Consider the following 20,039-nt stretch of genomic DNA (forward strand, 5'->3'; position numbering starts at 1 on the left):
TAGACAGATTTCAGGCTAGAGGCGGGCGACCCGGCCTGTCAATCCTATTTATCTACTAAGGTTGTCGCTTTATAGATTTTAAGCCGGGGAGGTTACAGCCGACCCTTCAATTCCGACCGGCTGTAATTGCTGAAATGGCCTTCGCGGGCGGCCTGCTGCCGCACCCGGCCCAGCGCCGCCTCGGTCTTGCCGCCGACCGACGGGGCGGACACCAGCCGTTCCAACTCGGAGGCCTGGCAGGACGGACAGGTCGGAGCATCCGAGCCCATCACCAGGGCCTCGAATTCCTCACTGCACTTGGTGCATCGAAACGAAAAAATAGGCATGATTCCTCACAATCAATTGGATGAAACTGTGTGAGGAAACAATAGCGCCAAGCGGCGGCGGGGGAAAAGCGGCGATCGATGCCGCCGCTCCCCACGCTTGGGATTAGGCCGCAGCCGCCGTCAGCGGGCAAAGCCGCCTCGCGAGGTCGCGGCCCGCCTGGGCCAGCAGCGGCCAGACGTCGGCGGCGGTCAGCCCATCGCGGGCCATCAGCAGATGGACGATGGGATCGGCCATCAGTTCGGCCAAGGCCGGTTCGCCGCTGCGCCACAGGTCCTGAGTGCGTCGCGTCGAAACCGCCGCCGGGGCGGCATGATAACGGGCAGAGGAAGGAAGGGTCGTAATCGTCATTGCCGTTTCCTTCACGTCAAAAACCGGACGCCCACCACGACAGGCAGCGTTCCGGATACGAGCAACCCTAGCGACGGAGCGCGGTGAAGTCAATAATTATCTATAGAATGAGTGGGTTTTGTCACATGCTTGTGGAGAATTCGGCTTGACGCCTAAAATCCAGTAATCTATAGGCTTGCTGAATATCACATGGCGCCGATGGGGAGAGCACGGATGACAAGCGATTGGAGCAGAGACGCGATGCGGCTGGTTCTGGCCACGGCGCTGGTGGTTGGAGCGGCGATGGCCCTTGCTGCGGCGATCCCCGGCGCGGGCGCGGCGGAAAGCCGAACCCTCCTCAACGTCTCCTACGACCCCACCCGTGAATTATACCAAGATCTCAATGCCGCCTTCGTCAAATCGTGGAAGGCCAAGACGGGCGAGGATCTCCGCATCAACCAGTCGCATGGCGGTTCGGGCAAGCAGGCCCGCGCGGTGATCGACGGGCTCGAAGCCGACGTCGTCACCCTGGCGCTGGCCTACGATATCGACGCGATTGCCCAGCGCGGTCAGATCGACCCCAAATGGCAGTCCCGGCTGGCGGCCAACAGCGCGCCTTATACGTCGACCATCGTGTTCCTGGTCCGCAAGGGCAACCCCAAGGCCATCAAGGATTGGGACGATCTGGTCCGCCCCGGCGTGTCGGTGATCACCCCCAACCCCAAGACCTCGGGCGGGGCGCGCTGGAACTATCTGGCGGCGTGGGGCTATGAACTGAACCGCTCCAACAATGACGCGGCCAAGGCCGAGGCCTTCACCACCGCTTTGTTCCACAACGTCCCGGTGCTCGATACCGGCGCGCGCGGTTCGACCACCACCTTTACCCAGCGCGGCATCGGCGACGTCCTGATCGCCTGGGAGAACGAGGCGATCCTGGCCCTGAAGGAAGTCCCCGGCCAGTTCGAGATTGTCGCTCCCCCGCTGTCGATCCTGGCCGAACCGCCGGTCGCGGTGGTCGATAAGGTGGTTGACCGCCACGGCACCCGCGCCCTGGCCGAATCCTATCTCTCCTTCCTCTATACCCCCGAGGCGCAGGAGATCATTGCCCGCAACCATTACCGCCCGCGCGATCCCGATATCGCCAAGAAGCACGCGGCCGAGTTCCCGCCGGTCCGTCTGTTCACCATCGACGACGTGTTCGGCGGCTGGGGCAAGGCGCAGACGGCTCACTTCGCCGATGGCGGGATTTTCGACAGGATCATCGTCAATGCCAAAAAATAATCCCGCCAAACCTTGGCGGGTGATCCCGGGGTTCGGCCTGACGCTGGGCCTGACCCTGGGGTGGCTCTCGGTTCTGGTCCTCATTCCGCTGACCAGCCTGTTCGTGATGGCCTCGGGCCTCAGTCTCGACCAATGGCTGGCGATTTTGGCCGACACCCGGGTTCAGGCGGCGTTCCGTCTCAGCTTCGGCGGCGCCTTGGTGGCGGCGCTGATTAATGCCGCCGCCGGTTTGCTGGTCGCCTGGGTGCTGGTCCGCTACGACTTCCCCGGACGCCGTCTGATTGACGCGATGGTCGATCTGCCCTTCGCCCTGCCCACCGCAGTGGCCGGTATCGCGCTCGCCGCGCTCTATGCCCCCCAGGGCTGGATCGGCCAACTGATCGAGCCCCTGGGAATCAAGGTCGCCTTTACCCCCCTTGGCGCGATCGTCGCGATGGTGTTCGTCGGGCTGCCCTTCGTCGTTCGTACCGTCCAGCCGGTGCTGGAAGACATTGATTCCGAGGTCGAGGAAGCGGCGGCGTCACTGGGCGCCGGGCGCTGGCAGACCTTTACCCGCGTCATCCTGCCGACCCTGGCCCCGGCGCTGCTGACCGGGTTCGCCCTGGCCTTCGCCCGTGCCGTCGGCGAATACGGTTCGGTGATCTTTATCGCCGGGAATTTCCCCGGCCTGTCCGAGATCGTGCCGCTGCTGATCGTGGTCCGGCTCGAACAATACGATTATGTCGGGGCCACCGCGATCGCCGCGATCATGCTGGTGGCGTCGTTCGTGCTGCTGCTGGCGATCAACGGCCTGCAACGCTGGAACCGTGACCGCCTGTCCCGTGGAGCCGCCTGATGCGCCGTGACGAGTCCTCCCTGATCCGCTGGCTGCTGATTGCGCTGGCGCTCGGCTTTCTCGGCCTGTTCCTGGTGCTGCCGCTGGCCGCCGTGCTGGCTCAGGCCCTGGGCAAGGGCACCGGCGCCTATTTCGCCGCCCTGACCCAGCCCGACGCCTGGGCCGCGATCCGCCTCACCCTGCTGGTCGCCGCGATCGCGGTGCCGGTCAATATCGGCTTTGGGCTGGTGGCATCGTGGGCGATCGCCAAGTTCGACTTTCGCGGCAAGAGCCTGCTGATCAGCCTGATCGACCTGCCCTTCTCGGTTTCGCCGGTGATTTCCGGTCTGGTCTTCGTCCTGCTGTTCGGGCTTCAGGGCTGGTTCGGCGAGACCTTGCGCGACCACAACATCCGGGTGCTGTTCGCGGTGCCGGGGATCGTGCTGGCGACGATGTTCGTCACCTTCCCCTTCGTCGCCCGCGAACTGATCCCGTTGATGGAGGAACAAGGCCGCGAAGAGGAAGAAGCCGCGATCGTGCTGGGGGCTGGCGGGTTCAAGACCTTTCTGACCGTGACCCTGCCCAACGTCAAATGGGGCCTGCTCCACGGCGTGCTGCTGTGCAACGCCCGCGCCATGGGTGAATTCGGCGCGGTGTCGGTGGTGTCGGGCCATATTCGCGGCCTGACCAACACGATGCCGCTCCATGTCGAGATTCTCTACAACGAATACGATTTCGTCGGCGCGTTCGCCGTTGCGTCGCTGCTTGCCCTGCTCGCCTTGCTGACCCTGGTCGCCAAATCGGCGCTGGAATGGCGGTTGCGGGACGAAATCTCCGCCCTTCGCCAGTCATAGAGGCCGAAATGATCGAAGTTCAGAACATTACCAAGCATTTCGGCGCGTTCCGGGCGCTTGACGACGTCTCGCTGGTGGTCCCGAAAGGAAAGCTGGTGGCACTGCTGGGGCCGTCCGGCTCGGGCAAGACGACGCTGCTCAGGATCCTCGCCGGGCTGGAAGCCCCCGATCACGGTCGTGTGATCCTGGACGGGATCGAGGCGACCGAACAGAAGGCGCGCGATCGCGGCATCGGCTTTGTGTTCCAGCATTACGCCCTGTTCCGCCACATGAGTGTTGCCGACAACATCGCCTTTGGCCTGACCGTGCGTAAAGGCAAGGACCGGCCGCCGCGCGCCGAGATCGACCGCCGCGTTGGCGCCTTGCTTGATCTGGTGCAATTGAGCGGTCTGGCCGGACGCTACCCCACCCAATTGTCGGGCGGGCAGCGTCAGCGCGTCGCCCTGGCCCGCGCTTTGGCGGTCGAACCCCGCCTGTTATTGCTGGACGAGCCGTTCGGGGCGCTTGACGCCCAGGTCCGCAAGGAATTGCGCCGCTGGCTCCGTCGCCTCCATGACGAACTCGGCCTGACCGGAGTGTTCGTTACCCACGATCAGGAAGAGGCGCTGGAAGTCGCCGACGAAGTGGTGGTGATGAACAAGGGCCGGATCGAACAGGTCGGCAGCCCCGCCGCGATCTATGACCAGCCCGCCACTCCGTTCGTCTATCGCTTCCTCGGCAATGTCAATTCGCTGCCTTGCGCCATCCATGACGGACGGGCCGAAATCGCCGGTCTCAGCCTCGCGATCGAGGCGCCCAATTCCGGAGGCGAAGGCGACGGGATCGCCTTTGTCCGTCCCCACGATGTCGAAGTGCGCCCCCCCAGTGATGGCCTGCCCCGCGCCGTCGTCGAGCAATTGGCGATCCTGGGCCCGGTGGTTCGCGCCGACCTGCTGTTGCCCGGCAACATCTCGATCGAGGTCGAACTGACCCGCGAGCAGCAAAATCATCTGTCGCTGGCGAAAGGCTCGCCGGTCGGTCTCTCGTTGCGCCGAGCCCGCGTTTTCGCCGGGGCCTGACCGCCCCGCCCGCCCATATGCGGTAGATTTTCCGAGACAGACTACCCAGATATGGCTGGGTTGGTCTGTCTCACCCCTTAGCCCCCTCGATCCGCCATCCCCGTCATCGCGCCCTTAAAATACATTTATTTTTTGTCCTATCGTCCTATTTTACACAATCCGTGTTGACACTCCACGGGTGGAGACGGTATTGCCTGGGGTCAGTTGCAGGACCCGACAGCGATTCGGGTCGACGAGAAAGGGCCTAGGGATGAGCGACGCGAACCACGCACATATCGAATCCGGCGAACCGCTGGCACGCGCCTCGGATGCGAGCGAGTACCGGGACGGTCTGCGCCGCTATCGCGGTGGTGGCTGGGAAGAAGAGCGCTGGTCCTCGTTTCGCCTCAGCCACGGCGTCTATGGCCAGCGTCAGACCGGGGTTCAGATGCTGCGGATCAAGATTCCCGGCGGCGTGGTGGCATTGCCCTGGCTGAAGGTTCTGGCCGGTCTGACCCGCGATTTCGGCCAGGGTCCGGCCCACATCACCACCCGCCAGGACATCCAGATTTATCATGTGCCGCTGGAACGGACCGCCGACGCGCTGGACCGCCTCAATGCGGGCGGCATGACCTCGCGCGAGGCGGGCGGCAACACCGTCCGCAACGTCAATGCCTGTGCCCTGGCCGGAACCTGCCCGCGCGAACGGGTCGATGCGGGCGAGGTCGCCAACCGCCTGTCGCGGCTGTGGCTGCGCCATCCGCTGGTCCAGGCGATGCCGCGCAAGCTGAAGCTGACGGTATCGGGCTGCGCCACCGATTGCGGCGGGGCGACGATCAACGATCTGGGCTTGATCGCGGTGGAAAAGAACGGTCGTCCCGGCTTTCGCGCCCTGGTCGGCGGCGGGCTGGGCGCGGTGCCCGGCATCGCGATCGAACTGTCTGATTTCGTCGTCGAGGAAGACGTACCCGCGCTGTTCGAGGCGGTGATCCGTCTCCACATCCGTCATTCTACCCGGACCGAGCGGGCGCGGGCGCGGCTGCGCTTTACCATCAAGCGGCTGGGGGCCGAGGCATTCCTGGCCCAGTTCCGCACCGAATTCGACCGTCTGCGCGGGCTTGGCCAGCGGCCGTGGCAGCCGCTTGACTGGCGTCGTCCCACCGAGACCGAGACCGGCCCACTGGCGCCGAACGGTCTGGTTACCGCGCCGAACGGAACCATCGCCGCAATCATCCCGGTCCCGCTCGGGCAATTGAGCGCCGATCAACTGGACGGGCTGGCCGCGATTGCCGAAAGCGTCGGTGCCACCCAGGCCCGGCTGACCCGCGAACAGAATATCGTTCTGCTTGGACTGACCCAGGACGCCCTGGCCGGGCTGGCCGAAGCGCTGGCGGCGATCGGGCTGGACAGCCCGGACATCGGCGCGGCCAAGGCGTCGGTGGTGACCTGCCCCGGCATCTCCACCTGCCGGATCGGCATCAACAACGCGCGGGCCTTTGGCCGCAAGCTGGTCGAGGATATCGATGCCGAGCCCGCCGAAGACCGCGCCCCGGTGCTGATCCGCGTCTCGGGCTGCCATAATTCGTGCACCCTGCATCACGCCGCCGAGATCGGCCTGCACGGCCTGACCAAGACCGTCAACGGCCGCCCCGCGCCGCATTACCGGCTGCATCTGGGCGGCGATGTCCGCAACGGTGCCTTTGCCGTCGAAGGCCCGATCGTGCCCTCCAAGTTGGCCGACCGCGCCGTCACCCTGCTGCGCCGGGCGTTGAAAAACGACCGCACCCCCGGCGAAAGTGTCCGCGACTGGGCCGTCCGGCTGGGGCCGGAGGGGATTGCCGCCCTGCTCGAACCGCTGGCCGCCGAAGCCCCCACCGACGAGTGGTTCGTCGATTGGGGCGAGACCCGGGCCTTTACCGGCCCGTCGCGGGCCACCGGCGAGTGCGCCGCGCCCCAGGCTCCGACCGCTCACCTGGGCGATCTCGCCCTTGACGCGCTGGCCAATTTCGACCGCTTCCTGGCGGTCGGCCGCTGGCCCGAGGCGTTGAAGGCGGGCGAGGAAGCCTCGGTTCTGGCGATCCGCCGCCTGCTGGCCGGGCACGGTGTCTCCGTTGCCGAAGATGACGAGGCCGAAGCGGTGTTCGCCCGCTTCCGCGCCAGCCCCGCCGCCACCGGCCGCGCGCTCGAAGCCTTCGATGCCGTGCTGGCCGAACGGACTTCGGCCCTGGTCACCGGCAGCGCTCAATCCTATCGCGAAGCGTTGTCCTGGCTGATTCAGTCGATCCTGAACCCGACCGGGCGGGCGGCATGAGCCGGATCGACAGCGAAACGGCGGCGCGACTGGCGCAACGCTGGTCCGCGTTGGAGGGATTAGAGTTGCTGGACGCGGCGATTCGCGGCCCCGAGGCGGTCGCCATCGCGGCGCTGACCTCGTTCGGCACCGAATCCGCCGTTCTGCTCGATCTGGTCGCCCGGATCGATCCCGGTCTGCCGGTGATCGTGCTGGATACCGGCGAGTTGTTCGACGAGACCACCGACTATATCCGCACCCTGACGGCCCATCTCGGCCTGACCCGGGTGACGGTGAGCGGACCGACCGAGGCCGAGCGGCGCGAGGCCGAAACCTTATGGGAGACCGACGCCGACCGCTGCTGCGGCCTGCGCAAGGTCGCTCCGCTGATCCGTGCCGCCGCGCCCTTCGATGCCCTGATCGACGGCCGTCGCCGCGCCCACGGCTTCGAACGGGCAGGGATGCCCACGGTCGAAGTCAGTGGCGGCGTGCTGAAACTCAGCCCTCTGGCCGGATGGAGCGATGCCGATATCGAAGCCGCGTTCGCCGAACGCGGTCTGCCCCGCCATCCACTGGAACAGCACGGCTATCGCTCGATCGGCTGCTGGCCCTGCACCCGCCCGGTCAAGCCCGGTGAACCGGCCCGCGCCGGTCGTTGGGCCGGAGCGGCCAAAACCGAATGCGGCATTCACACCCGCTCGCTCGCGCCCGACGCGGCGGCGTCCCCCCTTGAACCCGGAAACCCGAACGGATTGTCATGAACGATCTCGACGCCCTGGAAAGTCAGTCGATCTATATCCTGCGTGAGGCGTTCAACCGCCTGGACAAGATCGCCCTGTTATGGTCGATCGGCAAGGATTCCAACGTATTGCTGTGGCTGGTGCGCAAGGCCTTCCTCGGCCACGTTCCCTTCCCGGTGATCCATGTCGATACCCATCACAAGATCCCCGAAATGATCGAGTTCCGCGACCGGGTCGCCCGCGAATGGAACCTGCCGATGCTGATCGGCCAGAACGATGCCGCGCTGGCGGCGGGGATGGGGCCGCATCGGGGCCGGGTCGAGTGCTGCACCGCGCTGAAGACCGAAGGGTTGAAGCAGGTGATCGCCGACAACAAGCTGACCGGCGTCATCGCCGGGATTCGCCGCGACGAGGAAGGCACCCGCGCCAAGGAACGGGTGTTCAGCCCCCGCTCGGAAACGGCGGAATGGGACGTCAAGGACCAGCCGCCGGAATTCTGGGGCCAGTTCAAGACCGACTTCCCCGCCGGGACCCACATCCGCATTCATCCGCTGCTGGCCTGGACCGAGCTGGATGTCTGGCGCTACATCCGCCGCGAATCGATCCCGGTGGTCAGCCTGTATTTCTCGAAGAACGGCAAGCGCTACCGCTCGCTGGGCTGCGCCCCCTGCACCAGCCCGATCGAGTCCACCGCCTCCACGGTTGACGAGATCATCGAGGAACTGGAGACAACGCGGATTTCCGAGCGGTCGGGACGCGCCCAGGATCGCGAGTCCGAGGACGCGTTCGAGCGTCTGCGGACCGGCGGCTACATGTAGTTCAGGAAGCTCAGTGCAATGACCTCCACCACCTCTCCGATGAACATCGTCGTCGTCGGTCACGTCGATCACGGCAAATCCACGCTGGTCGGCCGCCTGCTCCACGAAACCGGCGCCCTGCCTGACGGCAAGGTCGAGACCCTGCGCGAAGTGTGCGACCGGCGCGGGATGCCGTTCGAATGGGCCTTTGTGATGGACGCGCTTCAGGCCGAGCGCGACCAGGGCATCACCATCGACACCGCCCGCATCCGCTTTCGCACTCCGGCCCGGCCCTATGTCATCATCGACGCGCCCGGCCACAAGGAATTCCTGAAGAACATGATCACCGGCGCGGCCTCGGCCGAGGCCGCGCTGCTGGTGATCGACGCCGCCGAAGGGGTGCGCGAGCAATCGCGCCGCCATGGCTATCTGCTCCATTTGCTGGGGCTGCGTCAGGTCGCCGTCGCGGTCAACAAGATGGATCTGGTCGGGTTCGATCAATCCCGCTTCGACGAGGTCAAGGCCGAGATCGTCGCCTATCTCGGCTCGATCGGCCTTGCCCCCACCCATGTCATTCCGGTCGCGGCGCGCAGCGGAGCCAACATCGCGACCCACGCCACCGAGACCCCGTGGTACACCGGCCCGACCGTGCTGGGCGCGCTCGACGGCTTTGCCCCGGCGCTGCCGGATACCGCCCTGCCGCTGCGCTTTCCGATCCAGGACGTTTATAAGTTCGACCATCGCCGCCTGATCGCCGGACGGATCGAATCCGGTCGGCTGAGTGTCGGCGATACCCTGGTGTTCGCTCCCTCGGGCAAGACAGCGCGGGTCGCCAGCCTGGAACATTGGGGCGCGGGCGAGGTGTCGGACCGGGCTGATGCCGGGCGCTCGGTCGCGATCACGCTCGACGAGCAGATTTTCGTCGAACGCGGCCAGATCGCCAGCCACGCCGACACCCCGCCGATCCTGTCGCACACGATCGCGGCGCGGCTGTTCTGGCTGGGCAACAATCCGCTGAAGGTGGGCGCGCGGTATCGGCTGAAGCTGGCCACCGCCGAGCACACCGTCGAAGTGTCGGCAATCCGCCGGGTGATCGACGTCGTTGATCTTGGCCATCATGACGGGATCGAAGTCGGCCGCAACGCGGTGGCCGAAATCGAGCTGCGCACCCGCTCCCCCATCGCCCACGATTCGTTCGTCGAGAACCCTCGCCTCGGCCGCTTTGTCCTGGTCGAGGGTTATGACATCGTCGGCGGCGGCGTCATCGCCCACGCTGAAAGCGAGCGGAACGGCGCGGCGCTGAGCAGCGGTGTCCAGCCGGTCGATCTGCACGCCCGCAGCCTGGCCAACGGCCATCGCGGCGGGGTGGTGTGGCTGACCGGCCTGTCTGGCGCGGGCAAATCGACGATTGCCGCCGAGGTCGAACGCCGCCTGTTCCTGCGCGGCTGGCAGGTGACGATCCTGGACGGCGATGCGCTGCGGCTTGGCCTCAATTCCGACCTCGGCTTCTCGCCCGAGGACCGGGCCGAGAACGTCCGCCGTTCGGGCGAAGTGGCACATCTGCTGGCCGAATCCGGCCTGATCGTGCTAGCCGCCTTCATCTCGCCCTATCGCGCAGACCGCGACCGGGTGCGGTCGATCAACCCGGAAGCGTTCCACGAAATCCACGTCGCCACCAGCCTCGACGAATGCGAACGGCGCGACCCCAAGGGCCTGTACGGCAAGGCCCGTGCCGGAACGATTCCGAACTTCACCGGGCTGACCGCGCCCTATGAACCGCCGGAGACTCCGGACCTCGCCCTGATCACCGAGGGCCGTTCGATCGAAGACAGCGTGACCGAATTGCTGCATTACATCGACGATAAATTCTCGCTCTCGGCACAGGAACAGGCAGAGAGATGGGGCCTGTAGACATCAACCGTTAAGAACACGCAGCGACTCGACCGGGCGGTTCCCTCGTTATATGCTGTTTCGGTACGATAACGAACCGCCGCCCCTGTGCGGAATCTGGGTCACTGACGAGGAGACAGGCTTTATGAGAAGGCTACGTATCGTTTGCGCCATCGGTACGGCCGCCCTGGCTGCGGCCTGCGCCACACCGTGGGAAGTGGCTGATGTCCAGACGGCAATCGAAGCTCCGCCCGCCTCGACCGGCCCGGCATTCACGCGGGCGTTGTTCGACGAATATCGCGGCCTTGCCAAGTTCGAAGCTCTGGAAGAATACGACTGGATCAACGCCGCCGTGTTCGCCCGCAAGGGGCTGCGCGCCGCGACCGGCGAAGTCGTCGCCCCGGAAGAGATCGCCGCGTGGGATATCCCCGCCGACCGCATCGGTGAACTGACCACCGCCCGCGCCAAGCTGGTTGCGGCGCTGGCGGGCGGGACCACCGACCGCGTCCCCGAACTGTCCGCCCGGGCTCAGGCCTCGTTCGATTGCTGGGTTGAAGAGGAATCCGAAGGTGACAGCCTGTCGGAATGCCGCTCCGACTTCGTCAAGACCGTCGCCCAGTTGGAGCCGCCGCCCCCGGCCGCCGCGCCGCAGCCCGTTGCCGCCGAGCCGAAGGTCATCCGCAGCTTCGTGGTCTATTTCGATCTCAACAAATCGACGCTGAGCAAGAAGGCCCACGCGACCCTGGCCGACGTCGCCGCGGCGCGGACCGAGCTTTCCCCCGCCGCGATCCACGTCATCGGCCACACCGATACCTCGGGCAACGCGGCGCTGAATGATCGTCTGTCGGCCAAGCGGGCAAGCACGGTCGCCGAGGCCCTGGCTCACCTGGGCGTCACCGCCGATCAGAAGGCGTTGGGCAAGACTCAGCCCGCGGTCGCCACCGGCGACGGCGTGACCGAACTGCGCAACCGCCGCGTCGAAATCCTGCTCGTGAAGTAGGATCGACGGACGTCGTTAAATCAGGCCTCCCCCGCCGCATCGGTCGGGGGAGGTTTTTTATGCGGTCTTGGAGCGGGGCGGCACTATGACGGCATCCGCTTCCGTTCCGTCACCAGATCGGCTAACGTGACCCATTGCGGTTCCGGAGAGGTGATGTGAAGGCTGTTCTGGTCGCCCTGGCCCTGTTCCTGGCCCAGCTTTTCAGCGCAAGCGGGGTGATGGCGGACCGGATGCCTTCCGGGCCGATGTCTCACTGTGCCGCCCATCTCGCCCAGCACCATCCGGATTCGCCCCAGCCGGACCATCACACCGGCAAAACAGCCTGCGCCACCGCCATCTGCCACTGCGCGGCCCCGACCGTCCTGTTCGCGCCGGTCCTGAAGGACCATACCCGACTCGTCCTGGTCGCCCAGGCGGTGACGAGCGCGACCCACGCCCCGGCCCGGCTGGATTGGCCGCCGCCGCTCCGCCCCCCGCTGTCCTGACACGCTCTCTCTCGTAGCCTTATCACTTATTACCCACGCATCGCCTGCCGTCCCTGCTCGACGGCGGGTATCGAGGAGACGTGTTCAATGAACATGACCCATTACATGGAATTGCTGGCGACCAACCAGCCCTGGAACCTGTTGCTTTTCATGGCCGTGCCGGTCGTTTTGGCGGAAACCGTCGCGATCACCGAACTGTATCTGCTGGCCACCCGCGCCTATGACGGGATCATCCGCAAGATCAACCGCATCGCCGGAATCGCGGTCGGCATTTACTTCATCGGCGTGTTCGTCCACCTCGTCCAGAACGCGGTCGTGCCGCTGACCGCCACCGGCGGCTGGCGGGGATGGATCGACGTGCTGGCGGTCGGGGCCTATCTGCTGGGTGTGGTCCCGCTGGGCGGCATTGCCCTGCTCGACCTCGGGCTGATCGCGCGCGGCCGCGACGCCCACGCTCGGATGATGATCCATGCCGGGTTGGTCGGGCTGTTCCTGGCCGTCGCCCATGTCGCAATGATCTTCGGGATGCTCGACCCCACCCTGGGCACGGATTCCGCCGCGATGACAGACATGCCCCATTCCGGGCACATGATGTCTCATTAAGACCAAGCGGCATTGAGAGCTTGGTCTTAGGCCCAAGGGGCCGCGCGCCTCATGGCGCGGAGCCAAGCGGCCCGGATGGGCCGCGCCCGGCGAATGAGGGCCGGCCCGGATCGGAACCGATCCGGGCCGGATATTAACGACGAAGGCCCCGGGATTTCCCCCGGGGCCTTTTTAAAGATCGTCGCCCGGCCAGGACACCAGCCGGAGCGAAGCGACGGATCAGACCGTCTATTCGCTCTTGTAGTTCGGCGCTTCCTTGGTGATCGACACGTCGTGGACGTGGCTTTCCCGCAGGCCCGAAGCGGTGATGCGGCGGAAGGTGCAGCGGGTCTGCATCTCGGCAATCGTGGCATTGCCGGTATAGCCCATCCCGGCGCGCAGGCCGCCGATCAACTGATGGATCACGGTGCTGACCGGCCCCTTATAGGCGACGCGGCCTTCAACGCCTTCGGGAACCAGCTTCAGCTTGTCGCCGACCTCGGCCTGGAAATAGCGATCGGCCGAGCCGCGCGCCATCGCCCCGATCGAGCCCATGCCGCGATAGGATTTGTACGAGCGGCCCTGATACAGGAACACGTCGCCGGGGCTTTCCTCGGTTCCGGCGAACAGCGACCCCAGCATCACGCAATCGGCACCGGCGGCAATCGCCTTGGCGATATCGCCCGAATATTTGATGCCGCCATCGGCGATCACCTTGACGCCGTGACGGTGGGCGACCTCGGCCACTTCCATCACCGCCGACAATTGCGGCACGCCGACACCGGCAACCACCCGGGTGGTGCAGATGGTGCCCGGACCGATGCCGACCTTCAGCGCGTCGGCGCCCGCCGCGATCAGGGCGCTCGCGGCTTCGGGGGTGGCGATATTGCCGCCGATCACCTGGGCGGTCGGCATCGCCTGCTTGATCTCGCGGACCGTTTCGATCACGCCGCGCGAATGGCCGTGGGCGGTATCGACCACGATCACGTCGGCTCCGGCCTCGAACAGGGCCAGGGCACGGGCAAAGCCGTCGGGACCGACGCCGGTGGCGGCGGCGACGCGCAGGCGGCCCTTTTCATCCTTGGCGGCGTTGGGGTGAGCTTCGGCCTTCTCGATGTCCTTGACCGTCACCAGACCGATACACCGGTAATCGGCATCGACCACCAGCAGCTTTTCGATCCGGTGCTGGTGCAACAGCCGCTTCGCTTCGTCCTTGACCATCCCTTCGCGAACGGTGACCAGACGCTCCTTGGTCATCAGCTCGTGCACCGGCTGCGACGGGTCGGAGGCAAAGCGGACATCGCGGTTGGTCAGAATGCCGGCGAGGCGCCCGCTGTCGCGTTCGACCACCGGAATACCGGAAATTTTGTGATCGGACATCAGCCGCAGCGCATCGGCCAGCGGCTGGTCGGGATGGATGGTCAGCGGATCGACCACCATGCCGGACTCGAACTTCTTGACCTTGCGGACTTCGGCGGCCTGTGCCTCGATCGACATGTTCTTGTGAAGAACGCCGATGCCGCCATTCTGCGCCAACGCGATGGCGAGCCGACATTCGGTGACGGTATCCATCGCCGCCGACAGCAGCGGGATGCCGAGTTCGATCGAAGCGGTCAGCGATGTCCGGGTATCGGCCTGAGCCGGCAAAACTGCGGACTCTGCCGGGACAAGCAGAACGTCGTCGAACGTCAGCGCTTCCTTGATGACCATACCACCTCCGGGAGGAATTAGATAAAGCCGGTGGACGGCCCCGCATCTGTGGACCGCCCCCGGTGCCGATATCGGCTATGGAAACCCGTGTGGCGAGCTATCATACACAATCCGAGGCTGCTCTCAAGGATTCCACGTATCCCGATGCGCTGAACAGGGATGCGACCTTCGTCGGGGTTGTGCCATTGTGCCCCTTACCGTATAGATTTCCTTAGCTTGAGGGGTAACTGGTCCGGAAAATATCCGGCCCCAGGAGACGCGAATGAGATTATTCAACGCCGTCCTCAATTGCCCGCATTGCGGAGAAACCGCCGCGCACCGGGTCATGGCCTATGGGGACGGCACCGCCGTCTCCTGGTGCAGTGTCTGCCATAACCCTAACGAGCTTCTGGTCGCCCAATTGCGTCAGCGCAACCCCGACAAGACCGATCAGGCGGCGGAATGAGCCGCGCCGCCCCGATCGTCGTCGGTCTGGCCCTGCTGTGCCTAACGGGGTGCGTCTCGGCTTCGGTGCCGTGGCGCCACCCCACCCTGCCGCGCGAGCAATGGGGCCAGGATTATTCGTCCTGCCGCCGTCAGGCCGAGCGCGACACCGGCTGGCGCGAAGACGATAATGCCAGCGCCAGCCCGTTTCGCGAGTATGACCGCCAGCGCGCCAAGCGGCAGGCCGACGGATCGCTGGCCTTGTGCATGACCGATCTCGGCTATGTCCCGGCGTCGCGCGGAGACCAACCCGAACGGCGCTAATCCCTCGGGCCGGGTGGGATTGAGCGATGGGCCGGGCTTTTGCGGATTCGGCTGGTCTGTCGCGACAGACCAAGCCACAATAGATTAATGCTGGACGGGGACGGGTCTGATCGTGACCATGTCCTCGCAATTGCCGCTTGTCCAAGCCCTCGGCCCCGCCTTGTGACGGAGTTTCCATGAGAATCAAACGGATAATCATCGTGCTGGTCGTCAGCGGCGTGGTGTTCGGTGGCGTATTGGGCTTCGTCCAGTTCCGGCAGAACATGATCAAATCCTTTTTCGCCAATGCGCCGAAGCCGGTTTTGACAGTAACCGCAACGCCAGCGGTCCTCCGGGACTGGCGCGCGGTGGTGCCCGCCGTCGGTACACTTCAGGCGGTCAACGGCGTCGATATCAGCAGCTCGGTCTCGGGGCTGGTGCGGACGATCGGGTTCCAGTCGGGGCAGGATGTCCGCCGGGGTCAGCAATTGCTGACCCTCGACAGCGATGTTGAACTGGGCGATCTGCGCAGCGCCGAGGCGGAAATGGCGCTGGCCCGGGTCACCTATAACCGCAACGTGGCGCTGCTGCGCTCGGATACCGTCAGTCAGGCGGCGTTGGACAAGGTCGAGGCCGAACTGAAGGTCAAGGCCGCCCGTGTCGCCGGTTTGCGCGCCACCATCGCCAAGAAATCGATCCTGGCCCCGTTCGACGGAACCTTAGGGGTCCGCAAGGTCGATCTGGGGCAATATCTCGAACCCGGCACCACCATCGTCAATCTCCAGGACCTGTCCCGGATGCTGTGCGATTTCACGGTGTCGCAAAAAGAGCTGGGGGTGGTGTCGGTCGGTCAGACGGTGCGAATGACCACTGATTCCTGGCCGGGCGAGGTGTTCGAAGGCACCGTCGCCGCCTTGGAACCGCTGATCGATGCGAAGACCGGCATGATCGGGGTCCAGGCCAGCTTCCCCAACGCCCAACGTCGCCTGCGTCCCGGCATGTTCGCCAAGATCGAGATCGCGCGGGCCGAAATCGACCGGGCGGTGACGGTGCCGAACTCGGCGGTGTCATACAATCTGCACGGCGATGCGGTGTTCGTGGTGAAGGAAACCGCCGGGGCCGACGGCAAGACCGTCCGCTCGGTCGAGCGCAGGGTCGTGCTGCTGGGCGACCGGCGCGACGGTCTGGTGATGGTGCGCCAGGGCGTCGAGGCGAACGAATTGGTGGTGACCTCGGGTCAGGTCAAGCTGGAGAACGGCAGCCTGGTCGATATCGCCGCGACCGATCCGTTGAAGCCCGCCGCCACGCCCTGATCCCCGCCCATAATCCCCGACAATCAGGTGCGCGGAACGTCATGCGCTGCACCTGAGGCCAGGAGAAGACCACCATGTTCGACATCTTCATCAAAAGACCCGTTCTGGCGATGGTGGTCAGCCTGCTGATCCTGTTTATCGGCCTGCGGGCCCTGACCAGCCTGCCGGTACGGCAATATCCGGCGATGACCAACACCGTCATCACCATCACCACCACCTTTCCCGGGGCCGATGCCGAACTGATCCAGGGCTTCGTCACCCAGCCGATTCAGAAGGCGGTAGCCACCGCCGAAGGCATTGATTACCTGACCTCGCGCTCGCTGCCGGGCACGAGCATGATTAAAGCCTATATCCGCCTCAACGAAGACCCCGAGGCGGCAATGACCGAGGTGATGAGCAAGGCCAACGAGGTCCGTACCTTGTTGCCGCGCGGCATCAACGATCCGGTCATCAAGAAGGAAACCGGGCAATCCTTCGCCTCGGCCTATCTTGATTTTTCCTCCGACCGCCTCAGCCAGCAGCAGATCACCGATTACGTGATGCGGGTCGTCCAGCCCAAGCTGTCGGCGGTGCCGGGCGTCGCCAATCCCGAATTGTATGGCGGCCAGAAATTCTCGATCCGGGTCTGGATCGACCCGGAAAAGCTGGCGCAGTATGACCTTGGCACCGATGAATTGCGCACCGCGCTGACCACCAACAATTACACCTCGGCGGCGGGCTCGACCAAAGGCTCGTTCGATGTCGTCAGCACCCAGGCCTCGACCGATCTGCGTTCGGTCGAGGAATTCCGCCAGATGGTCATCAAACATGACGGGACGCGGCTGGTCCGGCTGGGCGATGTCGCCAAGGTCGAACTGGGGCCGGAAAGCGAGGATATGAGCGTGTTCGCCAATGGCAAACGCGCCGTGTTCCTCGGCATCTTCACCACGCCCGAAGCCAACCCGCTGACGGTGATCCGCCAGATTCGCACCCAAACCCTGCCCGAGCTGATCGAACAGCTCCCCACCGGCCTGACCGCCCGGATCTCCTACGATTCGACCCTGTTCATCGAGGCGGCGATCCGCGAGGTTGCCACCACCATCGTCGAAGCGGCGCTGATCGTGATGGTGGTGATCTTCTTCTTCATGGGCAGCCTGCGCTCGGTGGCGATCCCGGTGGTGACGGTCCCGCTGTCGCTGGTCGGTGTCGCAATCTTTCTTCTGGCGCTGGGATTTTCGATCAACCTGTTGACCTTGCTGGCGATGGTGCTGGCGATCGGTCTGGTCGTCGATGACGCGATCGTCGTGGTCGAGAACGTCCACCGCCATATCGAAGAAGGGAAAAGTCCGGTCGAAGCCGCCCTGGTCGGCACCCGCGAAATTGCCGGGCCGGTGATCTCGATGACGATCACCCTGGCCGCGGTCTACGCCCCGATCGCCTTCATGGGCGGTCTGACCGGCACCTTGTTCAAGGAATTCGCCCTGACCCTGGCCGGAGCGGTGGTGGTGTCGGGCGTGATCGCGCTGACGCTGTCGCCGATGATGTGTTCGCGCATTCTGCGCCACGACAGCAACAAAGGCGGGCTGCCCGCTTTGATCGACCGCACCTTCGACAAGGTCCGCGACCGCTATGAACGCTGGCTGTCGGCGTCACTCGACGACCGGCCGACCACCTTGATCTTTGCCCTGATCGTGCAGGTCTGCCTGCCGTTCCTGTTCCTGGCGGTCCCGGCCGAACTGGCCCCCGAAGAGGATCAGGGGGTGGTGTTCACCTCCTATCATGGCCCGGCCTCGGCCAATATCGATTTCATGGATGTGTTCTCCTCCGAGATCAACCAGAAGGTCGGGGCGTTTCCTGAAACAGAGAATACCTTTCTTATCAACGGGATGGATGGGGCCAGCTCGGGCTTTGGCGGTGTCGTCCTGACCGGATGGAACGAGCGGACCCGCGCCGCCAACGTCCTGACCGCCGCCTATCAGAAGACTCTCAACACGGTGTCGGGGGTCAAGGCCTCGGTGTTCCCGCCGCCGCCTCTGCCCGGCGTCGATGGTCTGCCGGTCGAGTTTGTGATCTCCTCGACCACCGACTATCCCCAGTTGAACGAGCTCCAGGAAGAGATGGTCCGCCGTGCCCAGGCCGCCGGACTGTTCGCCTTCATCGATTCCGACCTGAAATACGAAAGCCCGCAGACCAAGGTGGTGATCGACCGCGATAAGGCCGCCGCCTATGGCATCTCGATGCAGCAGATCGGCGACGCCCTGGCGACGATGACCGGCGGCAATTACATCAATCTGGTCAATCTTCAGGGCCGGTCCTATCAGGTGATTCCGCAGGTGCCGCGCGAATTCCGCCTTGATCCCTCCCAGATGGGCCGCTTCCATATCCGCGGCACCGGCGACACCGTGATTCCGCTGTCCTCGCTGGTGACTCAGCGCCAGGAGGTCCAGCCGGTCTCGCTCAACCAGTTCAACCAGTTGAACTCGATCACCATCACCGCCTTCCCGATGCCGGGCGCGACCTTGGGCGATTCGCTCGCTTTGCTGCGCAACATCGCGGCCGAGGTGCTGCCCAAGGATGCCGCGATCGATTACGGCGGCCAGTCGCGTCAGTTCATCCAGGAAGGTAACGCCCTGGTGATGACCTTCGTCTTCGCCCTGATCATCATCTTCCTGGTGCTGGCGGCGCAGTTCGAAAGCTTCCGCGATCCGCTGGTGATCATGGTGTCGGTGCCGATGTCGATCTGTGGCGCGCTGATCCCGCTGGCGCTGGGCGTCGCCAGCATGAACATCTATACCCAGATCGGTCTGGTGACCCTGATCGGCCTGATCACCAAGCACGGCATCCTGATCTGCGAAGTCGCCCGCGAGCAGCAGATACACCACGGGCTTGACCGCAAGGCGGCGGTGAAGATCGCCGCCGGGATGAGATTGCGCCCGATCCTGATGACCACCGCCGCGATGGTCACCGGCCTGCTGCCGCTGCTGTTCGCCAGCGGGGCCGGGGCGGCGTCGCGCTTCTCGATCGCGCTGGTGATCGTCGCTGGGATGAGCATCGGCACCCTGTTCACCCTGTTCGTGCTGCCGGTGATCTATACCCTGATCGCGACCCAGCGCCATGTCGCGCCCGAAGCGGTGGCGTCGTCCGAGCACACGGCATGAGTCCCGAGGAGATAGAGGCCCGCGTTCTCTACCGCGATGCGTCGGTTCTGGTGATCGACAAGCCCGCCGGTCTGGCGGTTCATGCCGGACGGGCGGGCGACGATCATCTTGGGCTTTATCTCGACGCCCTGCGCTTTGGCCTGCCGCGCTCGCCCGAACTGGCGCACCGGCTTGACCGCGATACCTCGGGCTGTCTGGTGCTGGGCCGCCATCGCCGCGCCCTGGCCCGGTTGGGTGAGATTTTCGCCCAAGGCGACGCCGACAAGGTTTATTGGGCCGTCGTCGTCGGCCGCCCCCGCCAGGACGAGGGACTGATCGAACTGCCGCTGAAAAAGCGCGAGGCGAAATTCGGCTGGCGGATGGAGGTCGATGAGCGCGGCGGCCTGCCCTCGGCGACCCGCTGGCGGCTGCTGGGCTGTGACGGGCGGCTGTCCTGGCTGGAATGTCGGCCGCTGACCGGCCGCACCCACCAGATTCGCGCCCATTGCGCCGCGATCGGCCATCCGCTGGTCGGCGACGTGATCTACGGGCGCGGCACCGGCACCCTGGCCGGGGACCGGCTGGCGCTCCATGCCCGCGCCGTCACCCTGCCATTCCAGCCGAAGCGACCGCCTGTGTCGGTCACCGCCCCGGTGCCGGACCATCTCCGCGCCCTGCTGAGCGGATGCGGCTGGGCAGACGAGAGCGTTGCTATACCGGCGGGTCAATAACTTGACCCGCCTCATTGTC

The 20,039-nt window shown here is 65.2% G+C and carries 19 protein-coding genes; 16 read left to right on the forward strand and 3 right to left on the reverse strand.

Going from position 1 to position 20,039, the window contains the following annotated elements; translation table 11 throughout:
- Positions 1-92 precede the first annotated feature (92 nt).
- The gene (locus K678_RS01015; protein WP_021130592.1) at positions 93-326 is read right to left on the reverse strand and encodes an FmdB family zinc ribbon protein; all 234 of its coding nucleotides are present in this window, start codon (positions 324-326) and stop codon (positions 93-95) included.
- 103 nt (positions 327-429) lie between these two features.
- Entirely contained in the window at positions 430-675 is a 246-nt protein-coding gene (locus tag K678_RS01020; RefSeq protein WP_021130593.1) for a hypothetical protein, read from the reverse strand.
- 213 nt (positions 676-888) lie between these two features.
- Between K678_RS01020 and K678_RS01025 the strand changes: the two genes are divergently transcribed.
- The 11 genes from K678_RS01025 to K678_RS01075 all read left to right on the forward strand — a co-directional run bounded on the left by K678_RS01025 (position 889) and on the right by K678_RS01075 (position 12,445).
- Positions 889-1,935 carry a sulfate ABC transporter substrate-binding protein gene (locus K678_RS01025; protein ID WP_039851763.1) on the forward strand — a complete coding sequence of 349 codons (1,047 nt, stop codon included), beginning with the start codon at positions 889-891 and terminating at the stop codon, positions 1,933-1,935.
- A complete protein-coding gene (cysT, locus tag K678_RS01030; protein ID WP_021130595.1) occupies positions 1,922-2,770 on the forward strand; it encodes a sulfate ABC transporter permease subunit CysT in 849 nt (282 codons plus the stop codon). Before K678_RS01025 ends, cysT begins: the two co-directional genes overlap by 14 nt.
- Positions 2,770-3,603 (forward strand): sulfate ABC transporter permease subunit CysW, encoded by an 834-nt coding sequence (cysW, locus tag K678_RS01035; protein WP_021130596.1) that lies wholly within the window; start codon positions 2,770-2,772, stop codon positions 3,601-3,603. The genes cysT and cysW overlap by 1 nt, the downstream gene beginning before the upstream one ends.
- A gap of 8 nt (positions 3,604-3,611) precedes the next feature.
- Positions 3,612-4,661 (forward strand): sulfate/molybdate ABC transporter ATP-binding protein, encoded by a 1,050-nt coding sequence (locus K678_RS01040; protein WP_021130597.1) that lies wholly within the window; start codon positions 3,612-3,614, stop codon positions 4,659-4,661.
- A gap of 250 nt (positions 4,662-4,911) precedes the next feature.
- Positions 4,912-6,951 (forward strand): nitrite/sulfite reductase, encoded by a 2,040-nt coding sequence (locus K678_RS01045; protein ID WP_021130598.1) that lies wholly within the window; start codon positions 4,912-4,914, stop codon positions 6,949-6,951.
- On the forward strand, positions 6,948-7,691 hold the full coding sequence (locus tag K678_RS01050) for a phosphoadenylyl-sulfate reductase (RefSeq protein ID WP_021130599.1): 744 nt from the start codon (positions 6,948-6,950) through the stop codon (positions 7,689-7,691). Before K678_RS01045 ends, K678_RS01050 begins: the two co-directional genes overlap by 4 nt.
- Complete coding sequence (gene cysD, locus K678_RS01055) at positions 7,688-8,488, forward strand: sulfate adenylyltransferase subunit CysD (RefSeq protein ID WP_021130600.1); 801 nt, start codon at positions 7,688-7,690, stop codon at positions 8,486-8,488. The genes K678_RS01050 and cysD overlap by 4 nt, the downstream gene beginning before the upstream one ends.
- An 18-nt stretch (positions 8,489-8,506) precedes the next feature.
- On the forward strand, positions 8,507-10,378 hold the full coding sequence (gene cysC, locus K678_RS01060; RefSeq protein WP_021130601.1) for an adenylyl-sulfate kinase: 1,872 nt from the start codon (positions 8,507-8,509) through the stop codon (positions 10,376-10,378).
- Between the two features lie 124 nt (positions 10,379-10,502).
- Positions 10,503-11,357 (forward strand): OmpA family protein, encoded by an 855-nt coding sequence (locus tag K678_RS01065; RefSeq protein ID WP_039851774.1) that lies wholly within the window; start codon positions 10,503-10,505, stop codon positions 11,355-11,357.
- A 155-nt stretch (positions 11,358-11,512) separates the two neighbouring features.
- Positions 11,513-11,842, forward strand: a complete 330-nt coding sequence (locus K678_RS01070) for a hypothetical protein (RefSeq protein ID WP_021130603.1) — start codon at positions 11,513-11,515, stop codon at positions 11,840-11,842.
- An 87-nt stretch (positions 11,843-11,929) separates the two neighbouring features.
- Entirely contained in the window at positions 11,930-12,445 is a 516-nt protein-coding gene (locus K678_RS01075; RefSeq protein WP_021130604.1) for a DUF6803 family protein, read from the forward strand.
- 228 nt (positions 12,446-12,673) lie between these two features.
- On the opposite strand, the gene guaB is transcribed toward K678_RS01075, so the two are convergent.
- Positions 12,674-14,134: an IMP dehydrogenase gene (gene guaB / locus K678_RS01080; RefSeq protein ID WP_021130605.1), complete on the reverse strand. Its 1,461-nt coding sequence runs from the start codon at positions 14,132-14,134 to the stop codon at positions 12,674-12,676.
- A 262-nt stretch (positions 14,135-14,396) separates the two neighbouring features.
- On the opposite strand from guaB, the gene K678_RS18465 reads away from it, so the two are divergent.
- The 5 genes from K678_RS18465 to K678_RS01100 all read left to right on the forward strand — a co-directional run bounded on the left by K678_RS18465 (position 14,397) and on the right by K678_RS01100 (position 20,020).
- Positions 14,397-14,579, forward strand: coding sequence for a CPXCG motif-containing cysteine-rich protein (locus K678_RS18465; RefSeq protein WP_021130606.1), 183 nt, complete (start codon positions 14,397-14,399; stop codon positions 14,577-14,579).
- On the forward strand, positions 14,576-14,881 hold the full coding sequence (locus tag K678_RS01085) for a hypothetical protein (RefSeq protein ID WP_021130607.1): 306 nt from the start codon (positions 14,576-14,578) through the stop codon (positions 14,879-14,881). Before K678_RS18465 ends, K678_RS01085 begins: the two co-directional genes overlap by 4 nt.
- 176 nt (positions 14,882-15,057) lie before the next feature.
- On the forward strand, positions 15,058-16,173 hold the full coding sequence (locus tag K678_RS01090) for an efflux RND transporter periplasmic adaptor subunit (RefSeq protein ID WP_021130608.1): 1,116 nt from the start codon (positions 15,058-15,060) through the stop codon (positions 16,171-16,173).
- A 74-nt stretch (positions 16,174-16,247) separates the two neighbouring features.
- On the forward strand, positions 16,248-19,310 hold the full coding sequence (locus K678_RS01095) for an efflux RND transporter permease subunit (protein ID WP_021130609.1): 3,063 nt from the start codon (positions 16,248-16,250) through the stop codon (positions 19,308-19,310).
- Positions 19,307-20,020, forward strand: coding sequence for an RluA family pseudouridine synthase (locus K678_RS01100; RefSeq protein WP_021130610.1), 714 nt, complete (start codon positions 19,307-19,309; stop codon positions 20,018-20,020). Before K678_RS01095 ends, K678_RS01100 begins: the two co-directional genes overlap by 4 nt.
- The last annotated feature ends 19 nt before the right edge of the window (positions 20,021-20,039 follow it).

It is taken from the genome of Magnetospirillum fulvum MGU-K5 (genome assembly GCF_000442515.1).
Taxonomy (GTDB): Bacteria; Pseudomonadota; Alphaproteobacteria; order Rhodospirillales; family Magnetospirillaceae; genus Phaeospirillum; species Phaeospirillum fulvum_B.

Coding starts and splice junctions, on each gene's coding strand:
- K678_RS01085 (WP_021130607.1), top strand. CDS start 14,576: ATGAGCCGCGCCGCCCCGATCGTCGTCGGTCTGGCCCTGCTGTGCCTA.
- K678_RS01025 (WP_039851763.1), top strand. CDS start 889: ATGACAAGCGATTGGAGCAGAGACGCGATGCGGCTGGTTCTGGCCACG.
- guaB (WP_021130605.1), bottom strand. CDS start 14,134: ATGGTCATCAAGGAAGCGCTGACGTTCGACGACGTTCTGCTTGTCCCG.
- K678_RS01040 (WP_021130597.1), top strand. CDS start 3,612: ATGATCGAAGTTCAGAACATTACCAAGCATTTCGGCGCGTTCCGGGCG.
- K678_RS01090 (WP_021130608.1), top strand. CDS start 15,058: ATGAGAATCAAACGGATAATCATCGTGCTGGTCGTCAGCGGCGTGGTG.
- K678_RS18465 (WP_021130606.1), top strand. CDS start 14,397: ATGAGATTATTCAACGCCGTCCTCAATTGCCCGCATTGCGGAGAAACC.
- K678_RS01065 (WP_039851774.1), top strand. CDS start 10,503: ATGAGAAGGCTACGTATCGTTTGCGCCATCGGTACGGCCGCCCTGGCT.
- K678_RS01015 (WP_021130592.1), bottom strand. CDS start 326: ATGCCTATTTTTTCGTTTCGATGCACCAAGTGCAGTGAGGAATTCGAG.
- K678_RS01100 (WP_021130610.1), top strand. CDS start 19,307: ATGAGTCCCGAGGAGATAGAGGCCCGCGTTCTCTACCGCGATGCGTCG.
- K678_RS01050 (WP_021130599.1), top strand. CDS start 6,948: ATGAGCCGGATCGACAGCGAAACGGCGGCGCGACTGGCGCAACGCTGG.
- K678_RS01075 (WP_021130604.1), top strand. CDS start 11,930: ATGAACATGACCCATTACATGGAATTGCTGGCGACCAACCAGCCCTGG.
- K678_RS01095 (WP_021130609.1), top strand. CDS start 16,248: ATGTTCGACATCTTCATCAAAAGACCCGTTCTGGCGATGGTGGTCAGC.
- K678_RS01020 (WP_021130593.1), bottom strand. CDS start 675: ATGACGATTACGACCCTTCCTTCCTCTGCCCGTTATCATGCCGCCCCG.
- K678_RS01045 (WP_021130598.1), top strand. CDS start 4,912: ATGAGCGACGCGAACCACGCACATATCGAATCCGGCGAACCGCTGGCA.
- cysT (WP_021130595.1), top strand. CDS start 1,922: ATGCCAAAAAATAATCCCGCCAAACCTTGGCGGGTGATCCCGGGGTTC.
- cysD (WP_021130600.1), top strand. CDS start 7,688: ATGAACGATCTCGACGCCCTGGAAAGTCAGTCGATCTATATCCTGCGT.
- cysC (WP_021130601.1), top strand. CDS start 8,507: ATGACCTCCACCACCTCTCCGATGAACATCGTCGTCGTCGGTCACGTC.
- cysW (WP_021130596.1), top strand. CDS start 2,770: ATGCGCCGTGACGAGTCCTCCCTGATCCGCTGGCTGCTGATTGCGCTG.